Source organism: Streptomyces sp. NPDC051218 (genome assembly GCF_044455475.1).
In the GTDB taxonomy this organism is placed as follows: Bacteria; Actinomycetota; Actinomycetes; order Streptomycetales; family Streptomycetaceae; genus Streptomyces.
Map to the genome: position 1 here is coordinate 313454 of NZ_JBITEU010000006.1, position 21484 is coordinate 334937.

The 21484-nt window shown below is 70.6% G+C and carries 16 protein-coding genes; 12 read left to right on the plus strand and 4 right to left on the minus strand.

Annotated elements, in window-relative coordinates; translation table 11 throughout:
- Positions 1–42 precede the first annotated feature (42 nt).
- From ACIBCK_RS20190 to metH, 3 genes are all read right to left on the minus strand, one after another.
- On the minus strand, positions 43–1650 hold the full coding sequence (locus ACIBCK_RS20190; RefSeq protein WP_399391970.1) for an ABC transporter substrate-binding protein: 1608 nt from the start codon (positions 1648–1650) through the stop codon (positions 43–45).
- A gap of 321 nt (positions 1651–1971) precedes the next feature.
- Positions 1972–2673, minus strand: coding sequence for an HAD-IA family hydrolase (locus tag ACIBCK_RS20195; RefSeq protein ID WP_399391972.1), 702 nt, complete (start codon positions 2671–2673; stop codon positions 1972–1974).
- A gap of 98 nt (positions 2674–2771) precedes the next feature.
- Positions 2772–6299 carry a methionine synthase gene (metH, locus tag ACIBCK_RS20200; RefSeq protein ID WP_399391974.1) on the minus strand — a complete coding sequence of 1176 codons (3528 nt, stop codon included), beginning with the start codon at positions 6297–6299 and terminating at the stop codon, positions 2772–2774.
- Between the two features lie 251 nt (positions 6300–6550).
- Here metH and ACIBCK_RS20205 point away from each other — a divergent pair, with 251 nt between their 5' ends.
- The 8 genes from ACIBCK_RS20205 to ACIBCK_RS20240 all read left to right on the plus strand — a co-directional run bounded on the left by ACIBCK_RS20205 (position 6551) and on the right by ACIBCK_RS20240 (position 15493).
- Positions 6551–7315, plus strand: coding sequence for an IclR family transcriptional regulator (locus ACIBCK_RS20205; protein WP_399391976.1), 765 nt, complete (start codon positions 6551–6553; stop codon positions 7313–7315).
- Positions 7316–7684: 369 nt separating this feature from the next.
- The gene (locus ACIBCK_RS20210; protein ID WP_399391978.1) at positions 7685–8476 is read left to right on the plus strand and encodes an MIP/aquaporin family protein; all 792 of its coding nucleotides are present in this window, start codon (positions 7685–7687) and stop codon (positions 8474–8476) included.
- A gap of 67 nt (positions 8477–8543) precedes the next feature.
- Positions 8544–10091 (plus strand): glycerol kinase GlpK, encoded by a 1548-nt coding sequence (gene glpK, locus ACIBCK_RS20215; protein ID WP_399391980.1) that lies wholly within the window; start codon positions 8544–8546, stop codon positions 10089–10091.
- Positions 10092–10096: 5 nt separating this feature from the next.
- The gene (locus ACIBCK_RS20220) at positions 10097–11704 is read left to right on the plus strand and encodes an FAD-dependent oxidoreductase (protein ID WP_399391982.1); all 1608 of its coding nucleotides are present in this window, start codon (positions 10097–10099) and stop codon (positions 11702–11704) included.
- A 161-nt stretch (positions 11705–11865) separates the two neighbouring features.
- Complete coding sequence (locus ACIBCK_RS20225; protein ID WP_399391984.1) at positions 11866–12657, plus strand: purine-nucleoside phosphorylase; 792 nt, start codon at positions 11866–11868, stop codon at positions 12655–12657.
- A gap of 34 nt (positions 12658–12691) precedes the next feature.
- Positions 12692–14083, plus strand: a complete 1392-nt coding sequence (locus ACIBCK_RS20230) for an amidohydrolase (protein ID WP_399391986.1) — start codon at positions 12692–12694, stop codon at positions 14081–14083.
- A gap of 38 nt (positions 14084–14121) precedes the next feature.
- Positions 14122–14733, plus strand: coding sequence for a sulfite oxidase-like oxidoreductase (locus ACIBCK_RS20235; RefSeq protein WP_399392304.1), 612 nt, complete (start codon positions 14122–14124; stop codon positions 14731–14733).
- 4 nt (positions 14734–14737) lie between these two features.
- Positions 14738–15493 carry an FAD-binding oxidoreductase gene (locus tag ACIBCK_RS20240; protein WP_399392306.1) on the plus strand — a complete coding sequence of 252 codons (756 nt, stop codon included), beginning with the start codon at positions 14738–14740 and terminating at the stop codon, positions 15491–15493.
- Positions 15494–15738: 245 nt separating this feature from the next.
- Here ACIBCK_RS20240 and ACIBCK_RS20245 read toward each other — a convergent pair whose 3' ends face one another.
- Complete coding sequence (locus tag ACIBCK_RS20245) at positions 15739–17118, minus strand: MFS transporter (RefSeq protein ID WP_399391987.1); 1380 nt, start codon at positions 17116–17118, stop codon at positions 15739–15741.
- Positions 17119–17423: 305 nt separating this feature from the next.
- Between ACIBCK_RS20245 and ACIBCK_RS20250 the strand changes: the two genes are divergently transcribed.
- The 4 genes from ACIBCK_RS20250 to ACIBCK_RS20265 are packed head-to-tail and all read left to right on the plus strand — an operon-like array spanning position 17424 to position 21475.
- Positions 17424–18911: an aldehyde dehydrogenase gene (locus tag ACIBCK_RS20250; RefSeq protein WP_399391989.1), complete on the plus strand. Its 1488-nt coding sequence runs from the start codon at positions 17424–17426 to the stop codon at positions 18909–18911.
- 31 nt (positions 18912–18942) lie between these two features.
- Positions 18943–19896, plus strand: a complete 954-nt coding sequence (locus ACIBCK_RS20255; RefSeq protein ID WP_399391991.1) for a VOC family protein — start codon at positions 18943–18945, stop codon at positions 19894–19896.
- Positions 19893–20690: an aspartate dehydrogenase domain-containing protein gene (locus ACIBCK_RS20260; protein WP_399391993.1), complete on the plus strand. Its 798-nt coding sequence runs from the start codon at positions 19893–19895 to the stop codon at positions 20688–20690. Before ACIBCK_RS20255 ends, ACIBCK_RS20260 begins: the two co-directional genes overlap by 4 nt.
- Entirely contained in the window at positions 20687–21475 is a 789-nt protein-coding gene (locus ACIBCK_RS20265; protein WP_399391995.1) for an alpha/beta fold hydrolase, read from the plus strand. Before ACIBCK_RS20260 ends, ACIBCK_RS20265 begins: the two co-directional genes overlap by 4 nt.
- The last annotated feature ends 9 nt before the right edge of the window (positions 21476–21484 follow it).

Consider the following 21484-nt stretch of genomic DNA (forward strand, 5'->3'; position numbering starts at 1 on the left):
GGTGGAGCGAAGCCCGGCGGTGTGTGCCGGTGTGGGCGGAGGTCAGCCGCTCACACCGCGGCCGAGCTCCCACAGCTGCAGGTTCGAGGAGGAGTTGAGGGCCCACTCGACGCCCGTGATGTCGTCGCGGGCGGCGATGTACTGCCGGCCCTGCCAGAGGGGGAGCACCGGCACGTCGTCGGCGACGATGTCCTGGATCCTCTGGATGCTCTTGGATGCGGTGAGCCGGTCGGCCTCGCGGCGCGAGTGCGGGATCAGCTCCTCGTTGATGGTGCTGTTCACGTACGGCGAGCCGAGGAAGTTGTCCTCGTCGAGGAACGGCGCGAGGAAGTTGTCGGCGTCGGGGAAGTCGGGGAACCAGCCCATCCCGTAGACGTCGTAGGCGCCCTTCTGCTCGGCGGCCCTGAAGGTGCTCCAGGCCGTGCCCTTGATCGACACGTCGAAGACGCCGCTGGCGTTGAGCTGCTTCTTCAGGAGCTCGAACTCCTTCTTGGTGCCAGGGCCGTAGTGGTCGGTCGTGTAGTGCAGGGTGAGCTTCACCGGGGTGCTGATGTCGGCCTTCCGCAGCAGGTTGCGGGCCTTGGCGGGGCTCGGGTCGCCGTACTTGTTGAAGAACGAGTTGGTGTGGCCCGTGATCGTGGTCGGCACCAGGGAGTAGAGCGGCTCGGCCGCGTCGCCGTACACGCCGGTCGCGAGGGCGCCGCGGTCGACGACCTGCGCCATGGCCTGACGGACGGCCTTGGACTTGACGGTGGTGGCGTCCGTGTTGAAGCCGAGGTAGCGGATCTCGAGGCCGGGCGTCTCGACGAACTCGATGTTCTTGCCCGGGTCTTCGCCGAGCTGCTTGATCTGCTCGGGCGACATGGTGCGCGTCATCATGTCGATGTCGCCGCTCTTGAGTGCGTCACCCATGGCGTCGGTCGACCCGTAGTTGCGCAGCTCGATCTTGTCGCTCTTGGGCTTCATCGCGCCCTTGTAGTTCGGGTTCTTGGAGAACGTCGTCTTGACGAGCTCGTTGCCCTTGATCTCCTGCTCGGCGGTGTAGGGGCCGGAGCCGTCCACCGCGAAGCCGTCGCGCAGCTTGTTCTTGGCGTAGTGCTCCGAGCTGATGATGCCCGCGGTCGGCGTGGCCAGCTTGTACGGGAACGTCGCGTCGGGGCTCTTGAGGTGGAAGACGATGCCCCGGTCGCCCTGGGTCTCGATCGCATCGACATTGGCCACCAGGCCGTCGGAACCGCTGGGGTCCTTGACCTTGATGTCCCGCACCCGCTCGATGGAGAACTTCACGTCGGTGGCGGTCAGCGGCGTGCCGTCGGCGAACTTCAGGCCCTTGCGCAGGGTGCACTCGTAGCGCTCGTTGCCGGTGTCGGTGAACCCGCACCGCTGAGCCGCCTCGGGCTCCGGGTCGCCGTCGCCACGCGGCATGGCCATCAGCGTCTGGACCGTCTGGCGCAGGATGTTCCAGGAGCCCGCGTCATAGGCGTACGCCGGGTCGAAGGGGGCCGGGACCTCGGCCGAGGTGGCGAACCGGTCCGTGGTGCCGACGGCGATCGCGTCGTCTCCCCCACCGTCGCCCGCTCCGCCGCACGCCGCGAGGGCGGGAGCGAGCAGGCCCACGACGGCGGGCAGCACCAAAGTCTTACGGTTCATGCTCGACGTTCTCCAGAGCTGTTGATCCCGTCCGGACCGGCAACGAGGGGTGGGGTCAGTCGGTCCGTGAGGGCGGGGCGATGTTCTCGCGACGACATTAGTCCGCACCACCAGGAGGGCTGGAAGGGACCGGAGTTGACCCTCAATCACGCAGCGAAACCGGGCGTGGACGCACCGATAACCCGACACGGGAAGGTTTCGTGAGGTTCCCCTCAATCAGGACACAACGTCACTCCACAACTCGCCCATAACGGTGCGCCCGCACAGCCGTGACCTGCTGTCGACCCCTCGGGGAGTGGGAAAGGTCACAGCTTCAACTGTTCAGCGGTTTCCGGCCATCAGTCCTTGCAGGAAGCGCAGGTCGACATGTTCGAGCGAGGGGACGATGGTCCTGCCGGAGGCCGGTGCGATGGGCGCGACGGACGGTACGGCCACCACATGGCAGCCCGCGGCCTCGGCCGCCGCGACGCCGGTGGCGGTGTCCTCGATGACGGCACATCTGGCCGGTTCCGCGCCAACCCCCGCCGCCGCGAGGAGGTACGGGTCCGGGTGCGGCTTGGTCCGGGTCACCTCGTCGCCCGCGACGGTCAGCGTGAAGTGGTGGGCCCCGATCGAGTCGAGCACGCGGTCGATGATGCGCCGGTGCGACGCGGAGACCAGCGCCATCGGCACCTCGTGCGCCGCGAGCTCGGCCAGGAGTCGCGCGGCGCCCGGCATCAGCGGCAGGGCGCGGCCGATGCGGTTCTCGAAGCCGTCGTTGAGCAGCACGGTCAGCTCGGGAACCGTGATGTCGGCTCCCGTGGACGCGATGAGGAACGCGGCGCTGCGCGTCATGGGGCCGCCGACGACCACGTCACGCCAGGCCTCGTCGAGCGTATGTCCGAGCGCGGCGAAGACCTCGACCTCCGCCTCCCACCAGAACCCCTCGGTGTCCACGAGTGTTCCGTCCATGTCGAGGAGCACCGCCTGCAGGGCGGAGCCTTCGGCCGTTCGGGTACCGAGCGCGGGAACCGTACTGGTCATCCGGGCACACCTCCATAGGGGACGAGAAGGCCGGTTGCCCCCTGGTGACGGGTGGGCAACCGGCCTGCACTGGACCGATAAGTGTACGACTTGTCCGCTCAGCGCGCGTTGAAGTATTTCGCCTCGGGGTGGTGGATGACGATCGCGTCCGTGGACTGCTCGGGGTGGAGCTGGAACTCCTCGGAGAGCTGCACGCCGATCCGCTCCGGCTCCAGGAGCTCGGCGATCTTGGCGCGGTCCTCCAGGTCGGGGCAGGCGCCGTAGCCGAGCGAGAAGCGCGCGCCGCGGTACTTCAGGGCAAACATGTCCTCCACATCGGCGGGGTCCTCTCCCCCGAAGCCGAGCTCGGCACGCACGCGGGCGTGCCAGTACTCGGCGAGCGCCTCGGCCAACTGGACGGACAGGCCGTGCAGTTCGAGGTAGTCGCGGTAGGAGTCGGCGGCGAACAGCTCGGCGGTGGCCTCGCCGATCTTCGAGCCGACGGTGACGACCTGCAGGCCCACCACGTCGGTCTCGCCGGACTCCTCCGGGCGGAAGTAGTCCGCGAGGCACAGGCGCCTGCCGCGGCGCTGGCGCGGGAAGGAGAAGCGGGTGCGCTCGTTGCCCTGGTCGTCCAGGATGATCAGGTCGTCGCCCTTGGAGACACAGGGGAAGTAGCCGTGCACGACGGCCGCCTCCAGCATGTTCTTGGTGTGCAGCTCGTCCAGCCAGCCGCGCAGGCGGGGCCGCCCCTCGGTCTCCACCAGCTCCTCGTACGTGGGGCCGTCACCGGTGCGGGCCTGCTTCAGGCCCCACTGGCCCTTGAACAGGGCGCCCTCGTCGAGCCAGGACGCGTACTCCTTGAGCTGGATGCCCTTGACGACCCGGGTGCCCCAGAACGGCGGGGTGGGAACGGGATTGTCGATCGAGACGTCCGAGCGGGCGGGCCCCTCGTCCTCCTTGACCTCCAGGAGGGGGGTGTCCCGCTTGGCCACGCGGCGCTGCTTCAGCTCCGGCAGTGTGGCGCCGGGGACGCCGCGCTTGACCGCGATGAGGGCGTCCATCAGGCGCAGGCCCTCGAAGGCGTCGCGGGCGTAGCGGACCTCACCCTCGTAGATCTCGTGCAGGTCCTGCTCGACGTAGGCGCGGGTCAGGGCAGCGCCGCCGAGGATGACGGGGAAGTCGGCGGCCATCTTGCGCTGGTTGAGCTCCTCCAGGTTCTCCTTCATGATCACCGTGGACTTGACCAGCAGACCCGACATGCCGATCACGTCCGCGCGGTGCTCGGCGGCGGCGTCCAGGATCGCGGCGACCGGCTGCTTGATGCCGAGGTTGACCACGTTGTAGCCGTTGTTGGAGAGGATGATGTCGACGAGGTTCTTGCCGATGTCATGCACGTCGCCGCGGACGGTGGCCAGGACGATGGTGCCCTTGCCCTCGGAGTCCGACTTCTCCATGTGCGGTTCGAGGTGGGCGACCGCCGTCTTCATCACCTCGGCGGACTGCAGCACGAAGGGCAGCTGCATCTGGCCGGAGCCGAAGAGCTCGCCGACGACCTTCATACCCTCCAGGAGGGTGTCGTTGACGATGTCCAGAGCGGGGCGGGACTGCAGGGCCTCGTCCAGGTCGGCCTCCAGGCCGTTCTTCTCGCCGTCGATGATGCGGCGCTGGAGGCGCTCGTCCAGCGGCAGGGCCATGAGCTCCTCGGCCTTGCCCGCCTTCATCGACTTCATGTTGACGCCCTCGAAGAGCTCCATGAGCTTCTGCAGGGGGTCGTAGCCCTCTTCGCGGCGGTCGTAGATCAGGTCGTGGGCGACCTTGACCTGCTCCTCCTCCAGCCGCGCGATGGGCAGGATCTTGGAGGCATGGACGATCGCCGAGTCCAGGCCCGCCTTGACACACTCGTCCAGGAAGACGGAGTTGAGGACAACTCGGGCGGCCGGGTTGAGGCCGAAGGAGATGTTCGAAAGGCCCAGGGTCGTCTGCACGTCCGGGTGGCGGCGCTTGAGCTCGCGGATCGCCTCGATGGTGGCGATGCCGTCCCCCCGGGACTCCTCCTGACCGGTGCAGATGGTGAAGGTCAGGGTGTCGATGAGGATGTCCGACTCGTGGATGCCCCAGTTGCCGGTCAGGTCCTCGATGAGGCGCTCGGCGATGGCGACCTTGTGCTCGGGGGTGCGGGCCTGGCCCTCCTCGTCGATGGTCAGCGCGATCAGCGCCGCGCCGTGCTCCTTGGCGAGCGCGGTGACCTTCGCGAAGCGGGACTCGGGGCCGTCGCCGTCCTCGTAGTTGACGGAGTTGATGACGGCTCGGCCGCCCAGCTTCTCCAACCCGGCCTGGATGACCGGCAGTTCGGTGGAGTCCAGGACGATGGGCAGGGTGGAGGCGGTGGCGAAGCGGCCGGCGAGCTCGGCCATGTCCGTGACGCCGTCGCGGCCCACGTAGTCGACGCAGAGGTCGAGCATGTGGGCGCCCTCGCGGATCTGGTCGCGGGCCATCTCCACGCAGTCGTCCCAGCGGGCCTCCAGCATGGCCTCGCGGAACTTCTTCGATCCGTTGGCGTTCGTGCGCTCACCGATCGCCATGTACGCGGTGTCCTGGCGGAAGGGCACGGTCTGGTAGAGCGAGGCGGCGCCGGGCTCGGGGCGCGGCTCGCGGCGGACCGTCTCGACGCCGCGGACGCGTTCGACGACCTGGCGCAGGTGCTCCGGCGTCGTGCCGCAGCAGCCGCCGACCAGGGAGAGGCCGTACTCGCGTACGAAGTTCTCCTGGGCGTCGGCGAGCTCCGGAGCCGTCAGGGGGTAGTGCGCGCCGTCCTTGCCCAGGACCGGCAGGCCCGCGTTGGGCATGCAGGAGATCGGGACGCGCGAGTGGCGGGCCAGATACCGCAGGTGCTCGCTCATCTCGGCCGGGCCCGTGGCGCAGTTCAGGCCGATCATGTCGATGCCCAGCGGCTCCAGCGCCGTCAACGCGGCGCCGATCTCCGAGCCCAGAAGCATCGTGCCCGTCGTCTCGACGGTGACCGAGCAGATCAGCGGGAGATTCGCGCCGGTGGCCTCCAGGGCGCGGCGGGCGCCGAGGATCGCGGACTTGGTCTGGAGCAGGTCCTGGGTGGTCTCCACCAGGAGCGCGTCCGCCCCACCGGCGATCATGCCCTCGGCGTTGGTCTGATACGCGTCGCGCAGCACGGTGTACGGGGCGTGGCCGAGGGTCGGCAGCTTCGTGCCCGGACCCATCGAGCCGAGCACCCAGCGCTGCTGACCGGTCGACGCGGTGAATTCATCAGCCACCTCACGGGCGATCCGCGCGCCCGCCTCGGACAGCTCGAAGTTCCGCTCGGGGATGTCGTACTCGCTCAGGGCCGCGAAGTTCGTGCCGAACGTGTTCGTCTCCACACAGTCCACGCCGACCGCGAAATACTCCTCATGCACCGAGCGGACGATGTCCGGGCGGGTCACATTCAGGATCTCGTTGCAGCCCTCAAGCTGCTGGAAGTCCTCAAGCGTCGGGTCCTGTGCCTGCAGCATCGTGCCCATCGCGCCGTCGGCCACCACCACGCGGGTGGCGAGGGCTTCACGGAGGGCATCGGCTCGGGTTCCGTTCGAGGAATTCGAGGAACCGGACGAGGGGGTCGGCAACGAGGCCATGAAAGAGCTCCCAGAGGTGCGACGGCTGTCGGCTTTGCGCTTCGGAGGAAGGCGCACTCGGTCAGGGTAACGGGACGAAGGTCCACAGCGCGCGTGTGTTCACGGGCCGGACGCCCCGCGTCGTCCGGCTGTCCGGAACCGGCGGCAAACACAGTCGGCCGCTCTGTCGCGGGAGGTCGACAACGACCGATAGTGTTCAGCATTGTCGAACGTTGCAATCAGAGTCAGTGGGGACGGAGGAAGGGGCTGCGATGGCACGGAACATCCAGTCGCTCGAGCGTGCGGCCGCGATGCTGCGGCTGCTCGCGGGCGGAGAGCGGCGGCTCGGCCTCTCGGAGATCGCCTCCGCCCTCGGCCTGGCCAAGGGCACGGCCCACGGCATTCTGCGCACCCTCCAGGCGGAGGGCTTCGTCGAGCAGGAGTCCGCTTCGGGCCGCTATCAGCTCGGCGCCGAGCTCCTGCGCCTGGGCAACAGCTATCTGGACGTGCACGAGCTGCGGGCCCGCGCCCTGGTGTGGACCGACGACCTGGCCCGGTCCAGCGGCGAGAGCGTCTACCTCGGCGTCCTGCACCAGCAGGGCGTCCTGATCGTGCACCACGTCTTCCGGCCCGACGACAGCCGTCAGGTGCTCGAGGTCGGCGCGATGCAGCCGCTGCACTCCACGGCCCTCGGCAAAGTGCTCGCCGCCTACGACCCGGTGGCGCACAGCGAGGCCGCCGAGGCCGACTGGCCGGCCCTGACCGCGCGCACCGTCGTGGACCCCGACGGCTTCGAGGGCGTCCTCGATCTGACCCGCGCCCGGGGGTACGCGGCCGACGTCGAGGAGACGTGGGAGGGCATCGCCTCCGTGGCCGCCCCCATCCACGACCGGCGCCGCATGCCGGTCGGCGCGGTCGGCATCACCGGCGCGGTGGAGCGGGTCCAGAAGGACGGGGAGCTGCGCCCCGACCTGATCGCCGCCGTACGGGACTGCGCGCGCGCCGTGTCGCGGGACCTGGGCGCGGGGCGTTTCTAGCCGCGCACCGCGACCGGCACCCTCGCCGGCTCCGCCCCCCGCCTTACGCCGCATGCCCCCTGCTCAACATGCAGGGGGCATCCTTCTGCGCGACCATCGATGCACGTGTTTCCCCCCGTGGCGACCCCCACCACGACCGATAACCCGGAACGATCAATAACGATCGTGTTTTCAATAACAGAACTCTTGACGGGCAAGTAACCACGGGGTGAGACTCGCGTCCATCGGTCGGCATTGTCGAACACCTACCGGCATTACGCGCTAGAGTGTGACAAGGCCAAGGGCCGGCAACGACCTCACCTGAGGTCGCGGACCACCGGAGGGACCCGGGGTTCGCCTTCCCCTGGACGAAGGACAAAGGAGTCGCGGGTGTCCAGCTCCGACATCTTCATCGGCGAGACCATCGGTACCGCCATACTCATCCTGCTCGGCGGTGGCGTCTGCGCCGCCGTCACGCTCAAGGCCTCCAAGGCCAAGGACGCCGGCTGGCTCGCGATCACCTTCGGGTGGGGCTTCGCGGTGCTCACCGGCGCCTACCTGGCGGGTGGCGTGTCAGGCGCCCACCTGAACCCGGCGGTCACCGTCGGTCTCGCCATCGAGGGCGGCACCAAGTGGAGCGATGTTCCGCTCTACCTCGGCTCGCAGCTGCTCGGCGCGATCATCGGCGCGTTCCTGGTCTGGCTCACGTACATGGGTCAGTTCAAGGCGCACCTCACCGACCCCGAGCTCCTCGCGACGCTGCCGCCGGAGGAGGGCATGGTCGACCTGAAGACCGCGCCCAAGGCCGGTCCGGTGCTCGGCATCTTCTCGACCGGGCCCGAGATCCGGAACTACGCGCAGAACGTGCTGACCGAGGTCATCGCGACCGTCGTACTGGTCCTCGCGATCCTCACCCAGGGCCTGAACGACAACGGCAACGGCATCGGCGTCCTCGGTGCGCTGATCACCGCGCTCGTCGTCGTCGGTATCGGTCTCTCGCTCGGTGGCCCCACCGGCTACGCGATCAACCCGGTCCGTGACCTGGGTCCGCGCATCGTGCACTCCCTGCTCCCGCTGCCCAACAAGGGCGGCTCGGACTGGACGTACGCATGGGTGCCGATCGTCGGCCCGCTGATCGGCGGCGCCATCGCCGGCGGCCTCTACAACCTCGCGTTCAAGTAGGACCGCGAGCGCTGCCGATGACCGCCTGAGACAGACCGCCGAGAGCCAAGAAGACCAGGAGCACACCGTGACCACCGACGCACACACCGCAGGGCCCTTCATCGCGGCCATCGACCAGGGCACCACCTCCAGCCGCTGCATCGTCTTCGACAAGGACGGCCGGATCGTCTCGGTCGACCAGAAGGAGCACGAGCAGATCTTCCCGAAGCCGGGCTGGGTCGAGCACGACGCGAAGGAGATCTGGACGAACGTCCAGGAAGTCGTCGCGAGCGCCATCTCCAAGGCGGGCATCACCCACGAGGACATCAAGGCGATCGGCATCACCAACCAGCGTGAGACCACGCTGCTCTGGGACAAGAACACCGGCGAGCCGGTGCACAACGCCATCGTCTGGCAGGACACCCGCACCGACGCCCTGTGCAAGGAGCTCGGCCGCAACGTCGGCCAGGACCGCTTCCGCCGTCAGACCGGCCTGCCGCTCGCCAGCTACTTCGCAGGACCCAAGGCCCGCTGGCTGCTCGACAACGTCGACGGCCTGCGCGAGCGCGCCGAGGCGGGCGACATCCTCTTCGGCACCATGGACTCCTGGGTCATCTGGAACCTGACGGGCGGTGTCAACGGCGGCAAGCACGTCACCGACGTCACCAACGCCTCGCGCACCCTGCTGATGAACCTGCACACCATGCAGTGGGACGAGTCGATCGCCGAGTCCATCGGTGTGCCGACGGCGATGCTCCCCGAGATCCGCTCGTCCGCCGAGGTCTACGGCGAGGTCACCGGCGGCAAGCTCGGCGACATCCTGCCCGGCATCCCCGTCGCCTCCGCGCTCGGCGACCAGCAGGCGGCCCTCTTCGGGCAGACCTGTTTCGCCAAGGGCGAGGCCAAGTCCACGTACGGCACCGGCACCTTCATGCTGATGAACACCGGTGAGTCGGCCATCAACTCCTACTCGGGGCTGCTGACCACCGTCGGCTACCAGATCGGCGACCAGAAGCCGGTCTACGCCCTCGAAGGTTCCATCGCCGTCACCGGTTCGCTGGTGCAGTGGATGCGCGACCAGATGGGCCTGATCAACTCCGCCGCCGAGATCGAGACGCTCGCGTCCTCGGTCGAGGACAACGGCGGCGCCTACTTCGTACCGGCCTTCTCCGGCCTCTTCGCCCCGTACTGGCGTTCCGACGCCCGCGGTGTGATCGCCGGACTCACCCGGTACGTCACCAAGGCGCACATCGCGCGCGCCGTCCTGGAGGCCACGGCCTGGCAGACCCGTGAGATCACCGACGCCATGACGAAGGACTCCGGCGTCGAGCTCACGGCCCTCAAGGTCGACGGCGGCATGACCTCCAACAACCTGCTGATGCAGACGCTCTCGAACTTCCTCGACGCACCGGTGGTGCGCCCGATGGTGGCCGAGACGACCTGCCTCGGCGCCGCCTACGCCGCCGGTCTCGCCGTCGGCTTCTGGTCCGGCACCGACGAACTGCGCGCCAACTGGCGCCGGGCGGCGGAGTGGACCCCCTCCATGGACGCGGACACCCGCGCCCGTGAGTACAAGAGCTGGCTCAAGGCCGTGGAGCGTTCCATGGGCTGGCTCGACGAAAGTGGCGAGGAGTAAACAACATGACCACCCTGCAGAGCGTCCCTGCCCTCGGGACGCATCCGGCTGCCGGTTCCCACCAGAGCCGCGCCGAGACCCGGGAGCAGCTTTCCAAGGCGACGTACGACCTCCTGGTGATCGGTGGCGGAATCCTGGGCATCTCCACCGCCTGGCATGCCGCGCAGTCGGGACTGCGGGTGGCCCTGGTGGACGCCGGTGACTTCGCCGGCGCCACCTCCTCCGCCTCCTCCAAGCTCCTCCACGGCGGTCTGCGCTATCTGCAGACCGGCGCGGTGAAGCTGGTCGCGGAGAACCACTTCGAGCGTCGCGCGGTGTCCCGTCAGGTGGCCCCCCACCTGGCGAACCCGCTCACGTTCTACCTGCCCGTCTACAAGGGCGGCCCGCACGGCGCCGCCAAGCTGGGCGCGGGCGTCTTCGCGTACAGCGCGCTGTCCGCCTTCGGCGACGGCGTCGGCCACCTGCTCTCGCCCTCGAAGGCCGCGCAGGACGTGCCGGAGCTGCGCACGGACAACCTCAAGGCCGTCGCCGTCTACGGCGACGACCAGATGAACGACTCCCGCATGGCCCTGATGACGGTCCGCGCGGCCGTCGAGGCGGGCGCCGCCGTCCTCAACCACGCCGAGGTCACGGGCCTGCGCTTCACCGGCGGCCGGGTCACGGGCGCGGAGCTCAAGGACCGCATGAGCGGCGACGAGTTCGGCGTGAACGCGCGGCTCGTGCTCAACGCGACGGGCCCGTGGGTCGACCACCTGCGCAAGATGGAGAACCCCGACGCGGCCCCCTCCATCCGCCTCTCCAAGGGCGCGCACCTGGTCCTCAAGCGCACCGCCCCCTGGAAGGCCGCGCTGGCCACGCCCATCGACAAGTACCGCATCACGTTCGCCCTGCCGTGGGAGGACATGCTGCTGCTCGGCACGACCGACGAGGAGTTCGAGGGAGACCCTGCGGACGTCAAGGTCACCGAGGCCGACACCGCGCAGATCCTGGACGAGGCCGCGTTCTCCATCCGCGACCAGCAGCTGTCCCGTGACCTGATCACGTACTCCTTCGCGGGTCTGCGCGTGCTGCCCGGCGGCCCCGGCGACACCTCCAAGGCCAAGCGCGAGACGGTCGTCACCGAGGGCGCGCGCGGCATGCTCTCCGTCGCGGGCGGCAAGTGGACGACGTTCCGCCACATCGGCCGTACGGTCATGAAGAAGCTGGAGTCGCTGCCGGGCCACCCGCTCGGCGACGACTACGAGCCGATCTCGCAGCTGCAGAAGCGGCTCCCGCTGCCCGGCATCGCCAACCCGCGCGCGGTCGCGCACCGGCTCCTTGTCGACGGTCCCGCGCCCGGCCCGCGCATGGCGGCCGACACCGCCAAGCACCTGGCGACGCACTACGGCTCGCTCTCCTTCGACATCGCACGGCTGGCGAACGAGAACCCGGAGCTCGCCGAGCGCGTCTCGCCCGATGCCCCGGAGATCTGGGCCCAGGTCGTCTACGCCCGTGACAACGAGTGGGCCGAGACGGCGGACGACGTGCTGCGCCGCCGCACGACGCTGACGATCCGCGGCCTGGCCACGGACGAGGTCCGCGCCAAGGTCCAGGGCGTACTCGACGGCAAGTAGACGCAGCTGGACGTGAGTTGACGGAGGGCGGTTCCCCGCGGGGAACCGCCCTCCTGCGTGTGCCGGGCGGCTTGTTCCCCGCGTCCCGCCGTCGGCTACCGTCTCCGGGGCCCGGGGCGCCACAGCAGGCGCCGCCGCGAGCAGTCCCTAGGAGCAGCCTCATGACGACCGACGCCCGTACGCGCACCGAACCCGGCACGCTCGCCGACGCGCTGCCCATCACCCGCGTCCCCCGCACCGGCCTGCCCACCCGTGCGGTCGTGGTCGGCGACCCGGCGCGCGCCACCACCGTCGCCGATCTCCTCGACGACGCGAAGGAGGTGTCGTACCACCGCGAGTACCGCACCTTCACCGGCAGTTGGCAGGGCACCCCGGTCGTCGTCGCCTCGCACGGCGTCGGCGCCCCCGGCGCGATGCTCCTCTTCCAGGAGCTCGCGGAGGCGGGCGTGAGCACCATCCTGCGGCTCGGCACGGCCGGCGCGATCCGCCCCGGCATCCGCGACGGCGACCTGGTCATCGCGGACGCGGCGGTACGGGACGACGGCGTGACCCAGCAGCTGATCCCCGCCGAGTACCCGGCGTTCGCGGCCCCGGAGGCGGTCATCGCACTCCAGCGGGCCGCCCGCGCGGCCGAGGCCCCGTACCACCGTGGTGTGGTGTGGACGCGGGCCGCGTTCCAGCCGGGGTTCCTGCCGCTGCCCGGTGAGGCGTACGCGGCCGCCGGGATCGCGGCCATCGAGATGGAGCTCTCGGCGCTGTACGTCTTCGCGTCCACACACGGCCTGGTCGCGGGCGGCGCGCTCGTGGTCGACGGAGCCAACGCCGACGAACTCGTCGACGAGGCTGCCACCGGTGGATACAACCCGCACCGGAACGTGGTGGCCGAAGGAGTCGACCGGGGCGCCCGGATAGCCTTGGACGCGCTCCGTCTCCTTGCCGCCACGGAGCACTGAGCCGCACATGCACCACCCCAGGAGAACGGAACCGATGCACCACCCCACCGACCTGCCGGCCCAGGACAGGGGCGGCTCCATCGATCTCCTGGTCCACGGCGGCGACATCCTCACCGTCGACGCGTCCGGCACCGTCGTGCGGGACGGCGCCGTCGCCGTGCGCGAGGGCCGGATCGTCGACGTCGGCCCGGCCGAGCGGCTGCGCGCCGCCTATGAGGCCGCCGACGAACTGGACGCCCGCGGCTGCCTCGTCCTGCCGGGCCTGATCAACACGCACACGCACCTGGCGATGGCCCTGTTCCGTGGCATAGCCGACGACGTCACTCTCCAGGGCTTCCTGGCCCGCGTGATCCCGGCCGAGGCGGAGGGTCTCTCGCCGGAGACGGTGAGCGCGGGCATCCAGGGCGCGATCGCCGAATCCGTACGGGGTGGGGTCACCGCCGCGCTCGACATGTACTGGTTCCACGAGGCGGCCGAGGCCGTGGCCCGCGACGCCGGGTGGCGCCTCCTGACCGGACCCACGTTCATGGACGTGCCGGGCCCGCCGGACGGCCGCCCCTACGCCGACCGGCTCGGCTGGGCTTCGGCCGACCTCGCCGCCCGCACCCCGGCGCCGGGCACCCGCCCCGTGGTCTTCGCGCACTCCGCGTACACCCTGGCGCCCGCGCAGCTGACGGCGATCAGCGCGCTCGCCCGTGAGCACGGCGCCCTGCTGCACCTCCACGCCGCCGAGAACGCGGGCGAGGTGGAGATGGTCACCGAGCAGCACGGCATGCGCCCCGTGGAACTGCTCGACTCGCTGGGCGTGCTCGGCCCGGACACCCTGCTCGCGCACGCCGTCGACCTCACGGACGCAGAGATCGAAACCATCGCCCGTACCGGTACGTCCGTCGCGCACTGCCCGGTGTCGAACCTGAAGCTGGGCTGCGGCATCGCACGCGTCCCCGACCTGCTCTACGCGGGTGTCACGGTGGGCCTCGGCACGGACGGCGCGGTGAGCTCCAACACCCTGGACCTCCTCGGCGCGGTGAAGGTCGCGGCGCTCGTGCACAAGGCGGGCGGCGATCCGACGGCTGTCGGCGCCGAGCAGGCCGTGCGGATGGCCACGATCGAATCGGCGCGGGCGCTCGGTCTCGGCGACCAGCTGGGCTCCCTGGAGCCCGGCAAGCGCGCCGACCTGATCGTCCTCGACCTCGACCGGCCGCATCTCACGCCTCGCCACGACCCCTGGTCGATGCTGGCCTACGCCGCCGCGTCCAGTGACGTACGGGACACGGTCGTCGACGGCCGGGTCCTGATGCGGGACCGTACGCTGGTGACAGTGGACGAGCGCCGTGCGCTGCGCGCCCTGCGGGACGCGGCGGCCTGCGCGGCGACCGGTCCCGCGAGCACGACAGGCACCTCCGAAGTGGCAAGCACCGTATGAGCACCGAGCACGGTACGAGCATCGAGCACGTTATGAGCATCGAACCCACCCGCGGCTTCACCGGCCGCGCCCGCGCCGCCGACCGCGACCCGCGGCTGCCTCCCGGGCAGTACGACGCGGCCGACGGCTGGCCCGTCCTGTCCGCCGAGGTGACGCCCGAGCTCGCGCCCGCGGACTGGACGTTCCGCGTGGACGGCCTCGTCACCACCCCGCACACCTGGACGTGGGACGAGGCGCACGCGCTGCCCGCGTCCGAGTACCGCGGCGACATCCACTGCGTGACCAGCTGGTCCAAGTTCGGGGTGCGCTTCGGCGGGGTGAGCCTGGACGCGTTCCTGGCCGCGGCGGGGCCGCGCCCGGATGCCACGCACGTCGTCGCCTACTCCCACACCGGGTACACCACGAACCTCCCCCTCTCCGACGTGACGGGCGGGAAGGCGTGGATCGTCTGGGAGTACGGGGACGGCCCGCTGCCGCCCGAGCACGGCGGCCCGGCGCGGCTGATCGTTCCCCACCTGTACTTCTGGAAGAGCGCGAAGTGGGTCGCGGGGCTGCGGCTCCTGGACCACGACGAGCCCGGCTTCTGGGAGCAGAACGGCTATCACCACCGGGGGAATCCCTGGCGTGAGGAGCGGTACGCCGGTGACTGAGTCTGTGACCGAACCCTTCGTTCCCCCGACGCGGTTCGCCGTGCCGGGGCGGATCGCGGTGAGCGATCGTGCGGCGTCCGAGTGGCAGCGGGCCGTGGTGGTGGACGTCCGGCGCGAGAACGCGGCGGGCACGGTGTCCAGCTTCCGCCTGAAGGTGCCCCACTGGCAGGGGCATCTGCCGGGCCAGCATCTGATGCTGCGGCTGACCGCCCCGGACGGGTACGTGGCCCAGCGCCACTACTCGATCGCCTCCGCGCCCGAGGGAGCCGCCGAGGGCGGTGAGATCGAGCTGACCCTGGACCATGTGCCGGGTGGCGAGGTGTCGGGCCATCTGCACACGGTGGCCCGCGTCGGCGACGTGGTGGAGGTCCGCGGGCCCCTGTCGGGGTTCTTCGCGTGGCCCGGCGACCGTCCCGCACTCCTGCTGGGGGCCGGCTCCGGTGTGGTCCCGCTGATGTCCATGCTGCGGCACTGGCGGCGGGCCGGGCGGCCGGTGCCGTTGCGGCTTCTGGTTTCCGCTCGGACGCGCGAGGATTTGATCTACGCGGATGAGTACGGGGACGAGACCACGGTCGTTCTGACGCGGGCGGAGGGGCGGCTTCGTGCCGAGCACCTGGCGCCGTTCCTCGGCCCCGCTCAGCCCGAGGGGGGCTGGGAGGCGTACATCTGCGGGTCGAACGGGTTCGCCGAGCATGCGTCGCGGCTGCTGGTGGCCGGGGGCCAGCCGGTTGATCGCATCCGGATCGAGCGGTTCGGGTAACGGTCAGAGCGGTCCCTGCGGGGCTCTCCCCAATCCCACCCCTTCCCGAAACTGGGGCTCCGCCCCAGACCCCGTACAAGATGGCCTCAAACGCCGGCCGGGCTGAGAGTCTCAGCCCGTCCGGCGTTTGAGGACGAACTCGGCGGAGCCGGTGATGACGGCCACCAAGGCCCCCGCGCCAGAGCGGGTTTTCGGGAAGGGGCGGGGTTGGGGAAACATCCGCCGGAGGCAGCGCCCGCCCCCGCCTACGGCGAGACCTCCTCCAGCCTCCGCCCCGCCGTCTCCTCGGCGCCGACCGCAGCCACCACGGACCCGACCAGCGCCACGCCCCCCAGCATCACGAACACCGTCGACACGTTCCCACCCGCGTACACGACCCCCACCACGATCGGGCCGAGGATCACCCCGAGCCGGTTCATCGCCCCGCCCACGCTGCTGCCGAGCGCCCGCATCCGCGTCGGGAAGAGTTCCGGCGTGTAGAGGTACAGGCAGATGTTGGAGCCGAAGAAGAAGACCGCCGCGAGCGAGGTCCACAGCAGGACCTGCACCGGCGTGTCCGCGCCGACGGCCGCCAGCGTCGCCAGCATCAGCGCCGCTCCCCCGAGACAACCGGTGATGACCTTCCGCCGGCCCACCCGGTCGACGGTGAGCGCGGCCACGAGGCAGCCGAGCAGACCCGCGCAGGACGTGACCGTCGAGTAGAGGAGCGCGTCCGAGAGGGAGAGGTCGTAGCGGTTCTGGTAGATCGTCGGGAGCCAGGACGTGATGCCGTAGTTGACGAAGTAGCCGGTGAACCAGAGCACGCCGATGATCAGTGTCCGGCGGCGGTAGCGGCCGGTGAACAAGCCGCGGAGACCGGAGGCCGCCTCGCCGGGCGCCACGACGGGAAGCGCCTCGGGCACGGGCGGCAGGGGTTTCGCCGTGATCCGCTCGACGTCCGCCTCGATGCCGGCCATCACCGCGTCCGCCTCGGCCGTCCTGCCGTGATCCGCGAGCCACCGCGGCGACTCGGGCACCTTCCGCTGTACGAGGATGCAGAGCAGGCCGGGCAGCGCGGCGAGGGCGTACATCCAGCGCCAGCCGAGTATCGGCACCACCCAGGCCGCGACCAGCGCGCCCACGGTCAGGCCCGCCGGGAACACCAGCTCGTAGAGGAGCACGAAACGGCCGCGCTGGTGGCTACGGGTGATCTCGGCGATGAAGGTCGCCGCCACCGGCACCTCGCCCCCGATGGCCAGGCCCTGGACGAACCGCAGGGCCATGAAGGCGTCCGGCGACGTGGACACGGACAGGGCCAGGTTGGCGACGCTGGACAGCGCGATGCACAGCGCGATGACCTTCACCCGGCCGATCCGATCCGCGAGCCGCCCGGAGAGCAGCGCCCCGATCAGCATGCCGATCGAGCCGACGGTGAGCAGCAGCGTCGCGGCGGAGGTGCTGAGGTCCCATTCGTGGCGCAGGTCGGGCAGGGCGTAGGCGATCAGGAGCTGGTCGAAGGCTTCGAAGAAGGTGACCGCGCCCACGATGAGCCGGACGGTGATGTGCCAGCGGCACAGGGGAAGCCGTTCGAAGCGGGCGGCTATGGCGGCCCGGACCGCTCGGTCCGGGGAAGCGTCGATCGTCATGCGGGTACTCCGCTGCTGAGGGGGCGGGGGCGGGGACGAGCGGGGAACGCTACGGACTGCGGAGTCTGGGGAAACCCGAGCCAAGGTGCGAGTAAGCGCAAAGTTTCTAAGCGCTTAAGTTGTACCGTCCGGACACCGGAGCCCGTCAAGGGCCTCCGCAGGGAAATCACCGAAGAACGGTCCTGGGCAGGGTCTTGCGCTTCAGATATTTAAGCCCTTAGATTTCTAGCGCTTACCGAAGAGCATCCGGAACTCGCCCGGCACACCCGGTGGTTGCGACCGGACACAGCACGCAAGGAGGCCCCATGCTTCGCATCCCGGCCGACGAGGCGCTCATCGCGGGCGAGTGGCGACGCGGCGCGGGCGCCCCCGCCGACACCGTCGATCCCGCCACGGGCCGCGTCCTCGCCACCATCCACGCGGTCTCCCCCGACGAGGTCGCCGAGGCGGCGCGGCGGGCTGCCGAGGCCGCCGCCGATCCGCGCTGGAGCGATCTCCTGCCTCACCGGCGCGCCCTACTCCTGCACCGCGTCGCCGAGCTGATCGAGGCATCCGCGGACGATCTCGCGGCCCTGCAGACCGCCGACACCGGCAAGGCGCTCACCGAGACCCGAGCCCTGGTGGGCAGCGCGGCGGCGACCTTCCGCTACACGGCCGCCGCCCTGGAGACCGCCGAGGAGACGATCACTCCCTCGCGCGGCGACTACGTGACGATGAGCGTGTACGAGCCCATCGGCGTCGTCGGCGCGATCAACCCCTGGAACTCCCCCGTCGCCAGCGATGCCCAGAAGCTCGCCCCGGCGCTCGCGGGCGGCAACGCGGTCCTGCTCAAGCCCGCCGAGTGGACCCCGCTCGTCTCGCTGGCGCTCGGCCGGCTGATCAGCGGCGCCCTGGAGGAGTTCGGGCTCCCGGCCGGGCTGCTGTCCGTGCTCACCGGCCGCGGCAGTGTCGTCGGGGACGCGATCGTCCGCGATCCGCGCGTCGGCAAGGTCACCTTCACCGGCGGCACGAGCACCGGCCGGACGCTCGCGCACGTCGCGGCCGAGAAGCTGATGCCCCTCTCGCTCGAACTGGGCGGCAAGTCGCCGACGGTCGTCCTCGCCGACGCCGACGTCGAACAGGCGCTGGCCGGCGTGATGTTCGGGATCTTCTCCTCCAGCGGGCAGTCCTGTATCGCCGGGTCACGGCTCTTCGTGGCCCGCGCTCTCTACGAGGAGTTCGTCGGCGAACTCGTCGAGCGCGTAGGGAAGTTGCGCGTCGGGCCCGGCACCTCTCCCGACACCCAGGTCGCGCCCCTCGTCCACCACAAGCACCGGGACTCGGTCGCCTCGTACGTCGATCTCGCCCGCGAGGAAGGCGCGCGGGTGCTGTGCGGCGGGAGTGTGCCGGAGGGTGCGGAGTACCGGGACGGGGCGTACTACCTGCCCACCGTCCTCGACGGGCTCCCCAACTCCTCGCGCACCTGCCAGGAGGAGATCTTCGGGCCCGTCCTGGTCGCGCTGCCCTTCGACGACGAGGACGACCTCGTGCGGCAGGCCAACTCCAGTGTCTACGGCCTCGCCTGCGGCATCTGGACCCGCGACCACCGGGCCGCCTGGCGGATCGCGCGCCGCGTGGAGGCCGGCACCGTCTGGATCAACACCTACAAGCAGTTCAGCATCGCCACCCCCTTCGGCGGCATGAAGGAGAGCGGTCTCGGCCGTGAGAAGGGCCGCGACGGCATCCGCGCCTACCAACACCAGAAGTCCCTGTACTGGGGCGTCACCGACGCGCCTCTCCCCTGGGCCAACTGAACCCCGTACCTCCGGACCTCTGGAGCAGGTCATGTCCCGACCCCGAACCCCCAGCCCCCCGATCGCCCGGCTCCGCGCCCTGCGCTCCGTCGAGCTCCGCACCCCCTCCTTCACCGAGGCGGCCGACTTCTACCAGGAGGTCTGGGGCCTGGAGACCGTCGAGTCCGAGCGCGGCACCGCCGCCTGGCTGCGCGGCACCGGCGCCGAGCACCACGCCCTCCAGCTCACCCGCGCCGACCGCACGGGCCTCGGCAGGCTCTCCTTCGCCGTGGGCACACCCGCCGAGGTCGACGAGGCCGCCCGCAGACTGCTCGCACGCGGCATCACGCCGGTCGCGGGGCCCGGCCCCCTCGACCAGGTCGGCGGCGGCTACGGCCTGCGCTTCACCGACCCCGAGCACCGGCTGATCGAGATCAGCGCGGAGGTCCACGCGGTCGCGCCGCGCGGCCGGGACGGCGCCGTGCCGGTCGGGGTCACGCACGCGGTGCTCAACACGGCGGACATCGACGCCTCCGTCGCCTTCTACCGCGACGTCCTCGGCCTGCGCGTCTCCGACTGGTCCGAGCATCAGATGGCCTTCCTGCGCTGCAACGCCGACCACCACTGCATCGCCTTCAACCAGGCGGAGTGGGCCTCGCTCAACCACGTGGCGTACGAGATGAGTTCGGTCGACCACTTCATGCGGGGCCTCGGCCGGCTGCGGCATCACGGGATCGACCCGCAGTGGGGCCCGGGGCGCCACGGGCCCGGCAACAACACGTTCTCCTACTTCACCGACCCCTCCGGGCTCGTCTGCGAGTACACCTCCGAGGTCGCCCAGATCGTCGAGGACGCGTGGATCGCGCGGGTCTGGCGGCGGGTGCCCGAGCTCTCCGACCTGTGGGGAACGGCCGGGCCGCCGTCGAAGGAGATCCGCTGCCACATGGCGGGGTCACCCGACCCCGGACCGCTGTCCCGGCCAGAGAATCCGGAGGTTCAGGTATGAGTGCCGTACGCAAGGTCGGCATCGTCGGCTGGGGTGCGATCGGTCGTGTCGTCGGCGCCGCACTGGCCGAACAGCACGTCACCGGCGCCGAGTTGACCTGCCTCGTCGACAACCGCCCGCTCGGCGAGAGCGCCCCGGCGCCGCAGGTCTCCTTCGACGAGGCCTTGGAGCGCTGCGATCTCATCGTCGAGGCGGCGGGCCAAGGGGTGGTACGGGAATGGGGCGAGCGCGTTCTCGCCTCCGGGACCGATCTGCTGATCGCCTCCACCGGCGCGCTCACCGACGAGGAGCTCTCCAAGCGGCTCCTGGCCGCGGGGCCCGGCCGGGTGTACTTCACCGGGGGCGCGGTCGGCGGGCTCGATCTGCTCCAGGCGGTGCGTTCGCTGGGGCCGCTCGACGAGGTGCGGCTCACCACCACAAAGCTGCCGTCCACGCTCGAACAGCCGTGGATGGACGCGGAGTTGCTGTCGCGGATGCGGACGGCGACCGGGCCCGTCGAGGTCATGTCCGGGACGGCGCGCGATGTCCCCGTGAAGTTCCCCAAGTCGACGAACGTCGCGGCATCGGTCGCCATCGCCGTCGGCGACCTGGACGCCGTGCGGGTCCGGGTCGTCGCCGATCCCGGCGCCCACCACACGCGGCATGTCGTCGAGGCGTCCGGCGCGCACGGCTCGTACCGCTTCGAGGTGGCGCATCTGCCGGACCCGGCCAACCCGGCGACCAGTCAGGTCGTTCCGTACGCGGTCCTGCGCAGTCTCGCCGCGCTCGCGGGGCGGACGGGGCAGATCCTGTGACGGCCGCCGTGCATGTCGAGGAGGCGGGCTCCGCGGGGCCACTACTGCTGTGCCTGCACGGCATCGGCTCGTCGTCCGCCGCGTTCGCACCGCAGCTCGCCGAGCTGTCCGCGTACGTGCGGGTCGTGGCCTGGGACGCTCCGGGGTACGCCAAGTCGGCTGATCCGGAAGGGCCGTTGGACCTGGACGGCTTCGCGGACGCTGCGGCCTGCCTCATCCGGGAGCGCGGCGCGAGCGCCCACGTCCTCGGCGTCTCGTGGGGCGGGGTGATCGCGCTGCGCCTCGCGGCCCGGCATCCCGAGCTCGTCGACTCGCTGGTCGTCGCGGACTCCAGCGCCGGTTCCGGCACCGATCCCGCGAAGGCCGACGCCATGCGGGAGCGGGCCGCCGAGCTCGCGGAGCTCGGGCCGCGGGAGTTCGCCGAGCGGCGCGGGCCACGGCTCGTCTCACCGGACGCGTCCCCGCAGCTCGTCCGCCGGGTCGTCGACACGATGGCCGCGTCGGTGCGCCTGCCTGGATACGCGTACGCCGCCGAGTCCATGGCCGACGCCGATCTGCGCCCCGAGATCCCGGGGATCACCGCGCCCGCTCTCGTCCTCTGCGGCGACCAGGACCGGGTCACCGGCGTCGAGGCCTCGCAGGCCATCGCCGGAGCCCTGCACAGAACCGCCTACGTGATCGTCAAGGACGCCGGTCACCTGGCCAACCAGGAGCGGCCCGAGGCCTTCAACGCCTGGGTCCTCTCGCACCTGCGCATCACCGCCCGTATCCCCGAACACCTCTGAGAAGGAGCC

What these genes read in the sequence shown, in the direction of transcription:
- ACIBCK_RS20190 (WP_399391970.1), bottom strand. Translation starts at nt 1,650, where the DNA reads ATGAACCGTAAGACTTTGGTGCTGCCCGCCGTCGTGGGCCTGCTCGCT.
- ACIBCK_RS20245 (WP_399391987.1), bottom strand. Translation starts at nt 17,118, where the DNA reads ATGACGATCGACGCTTCCCCGGACCGAGCGGTCCGGGCCGCCATAGCC.
- ACIBCK_RS20220 (WP_399391982.1), top strand. Translation starts at nt 10,097, where the DNA reads ATGACCACCCTGCAGAGCGTCCCTGCCCTCGGGACGCATCCGGCTGCC.
- ACIBCK_RS20195 (WP_399391972.1), bottom strand. Translation starts at nt 2,673, where the DNA reads ATGACCAGTACGGTTCCCGCGCTCGGTACCCGAACGGCCGAAGGCTCC.
- ACIBCK_RS20230 (WP_399391986.1), top strand. Translation starts at nt 12,692, where the DNA reads ATGCACCACCCCACCGACCTGCCGGCCCAGGACAGGGGCGGCTCCATC.
- ACIBCK_RS20260 (WP_399391993.1), top strand. Translation starts at nt 19,893, where the DNA reads ATGAGTGCCGTACGCAAGGTCGGCATCGTCGGCTGGGGTGCGATCGGT.
- ACIBCK_RS20255 (WP_399391991.1), top strand. Translation starts at nt 18,943, where the DNA reads ATGTCCCGACCCCGAACCCCCAGCCCCCCGATCGCCCGGCTCCGCGCC.
- ACIBCK_RS20225 (WP_399391984.1), top strand. Translation starts at nt 11,866, where the DNA reads ATGACGACCGACGCCCGTACGCGCACCGAACCCGGCACGCTCGCCGAC.
- metH (WP_399391974.1), bottom strand. Translation starts at nt 6,299, where the DNA reads ATGGCCTCGTTGCCGACCCCCTCGTCCGGTTCCTCGAATTCCTCGAAC.
- ACIBCK_RS20205 (WP_399391976.1), top strand. Translation starts at nt 6,551, where the DNA reads ATGGCACGGAACATCCAGTCGCTCGAGCGTGCGGCCGCGATGCTGCGG.
- ACIBCK_RS20250 (WP_399391989.1), top strand. Translation starts at nt 17,424, where the DNA reads ATGCTTCGCATCCCGGCCGACGAGGCGCTCATCGCGGGCGAGTGGCGA.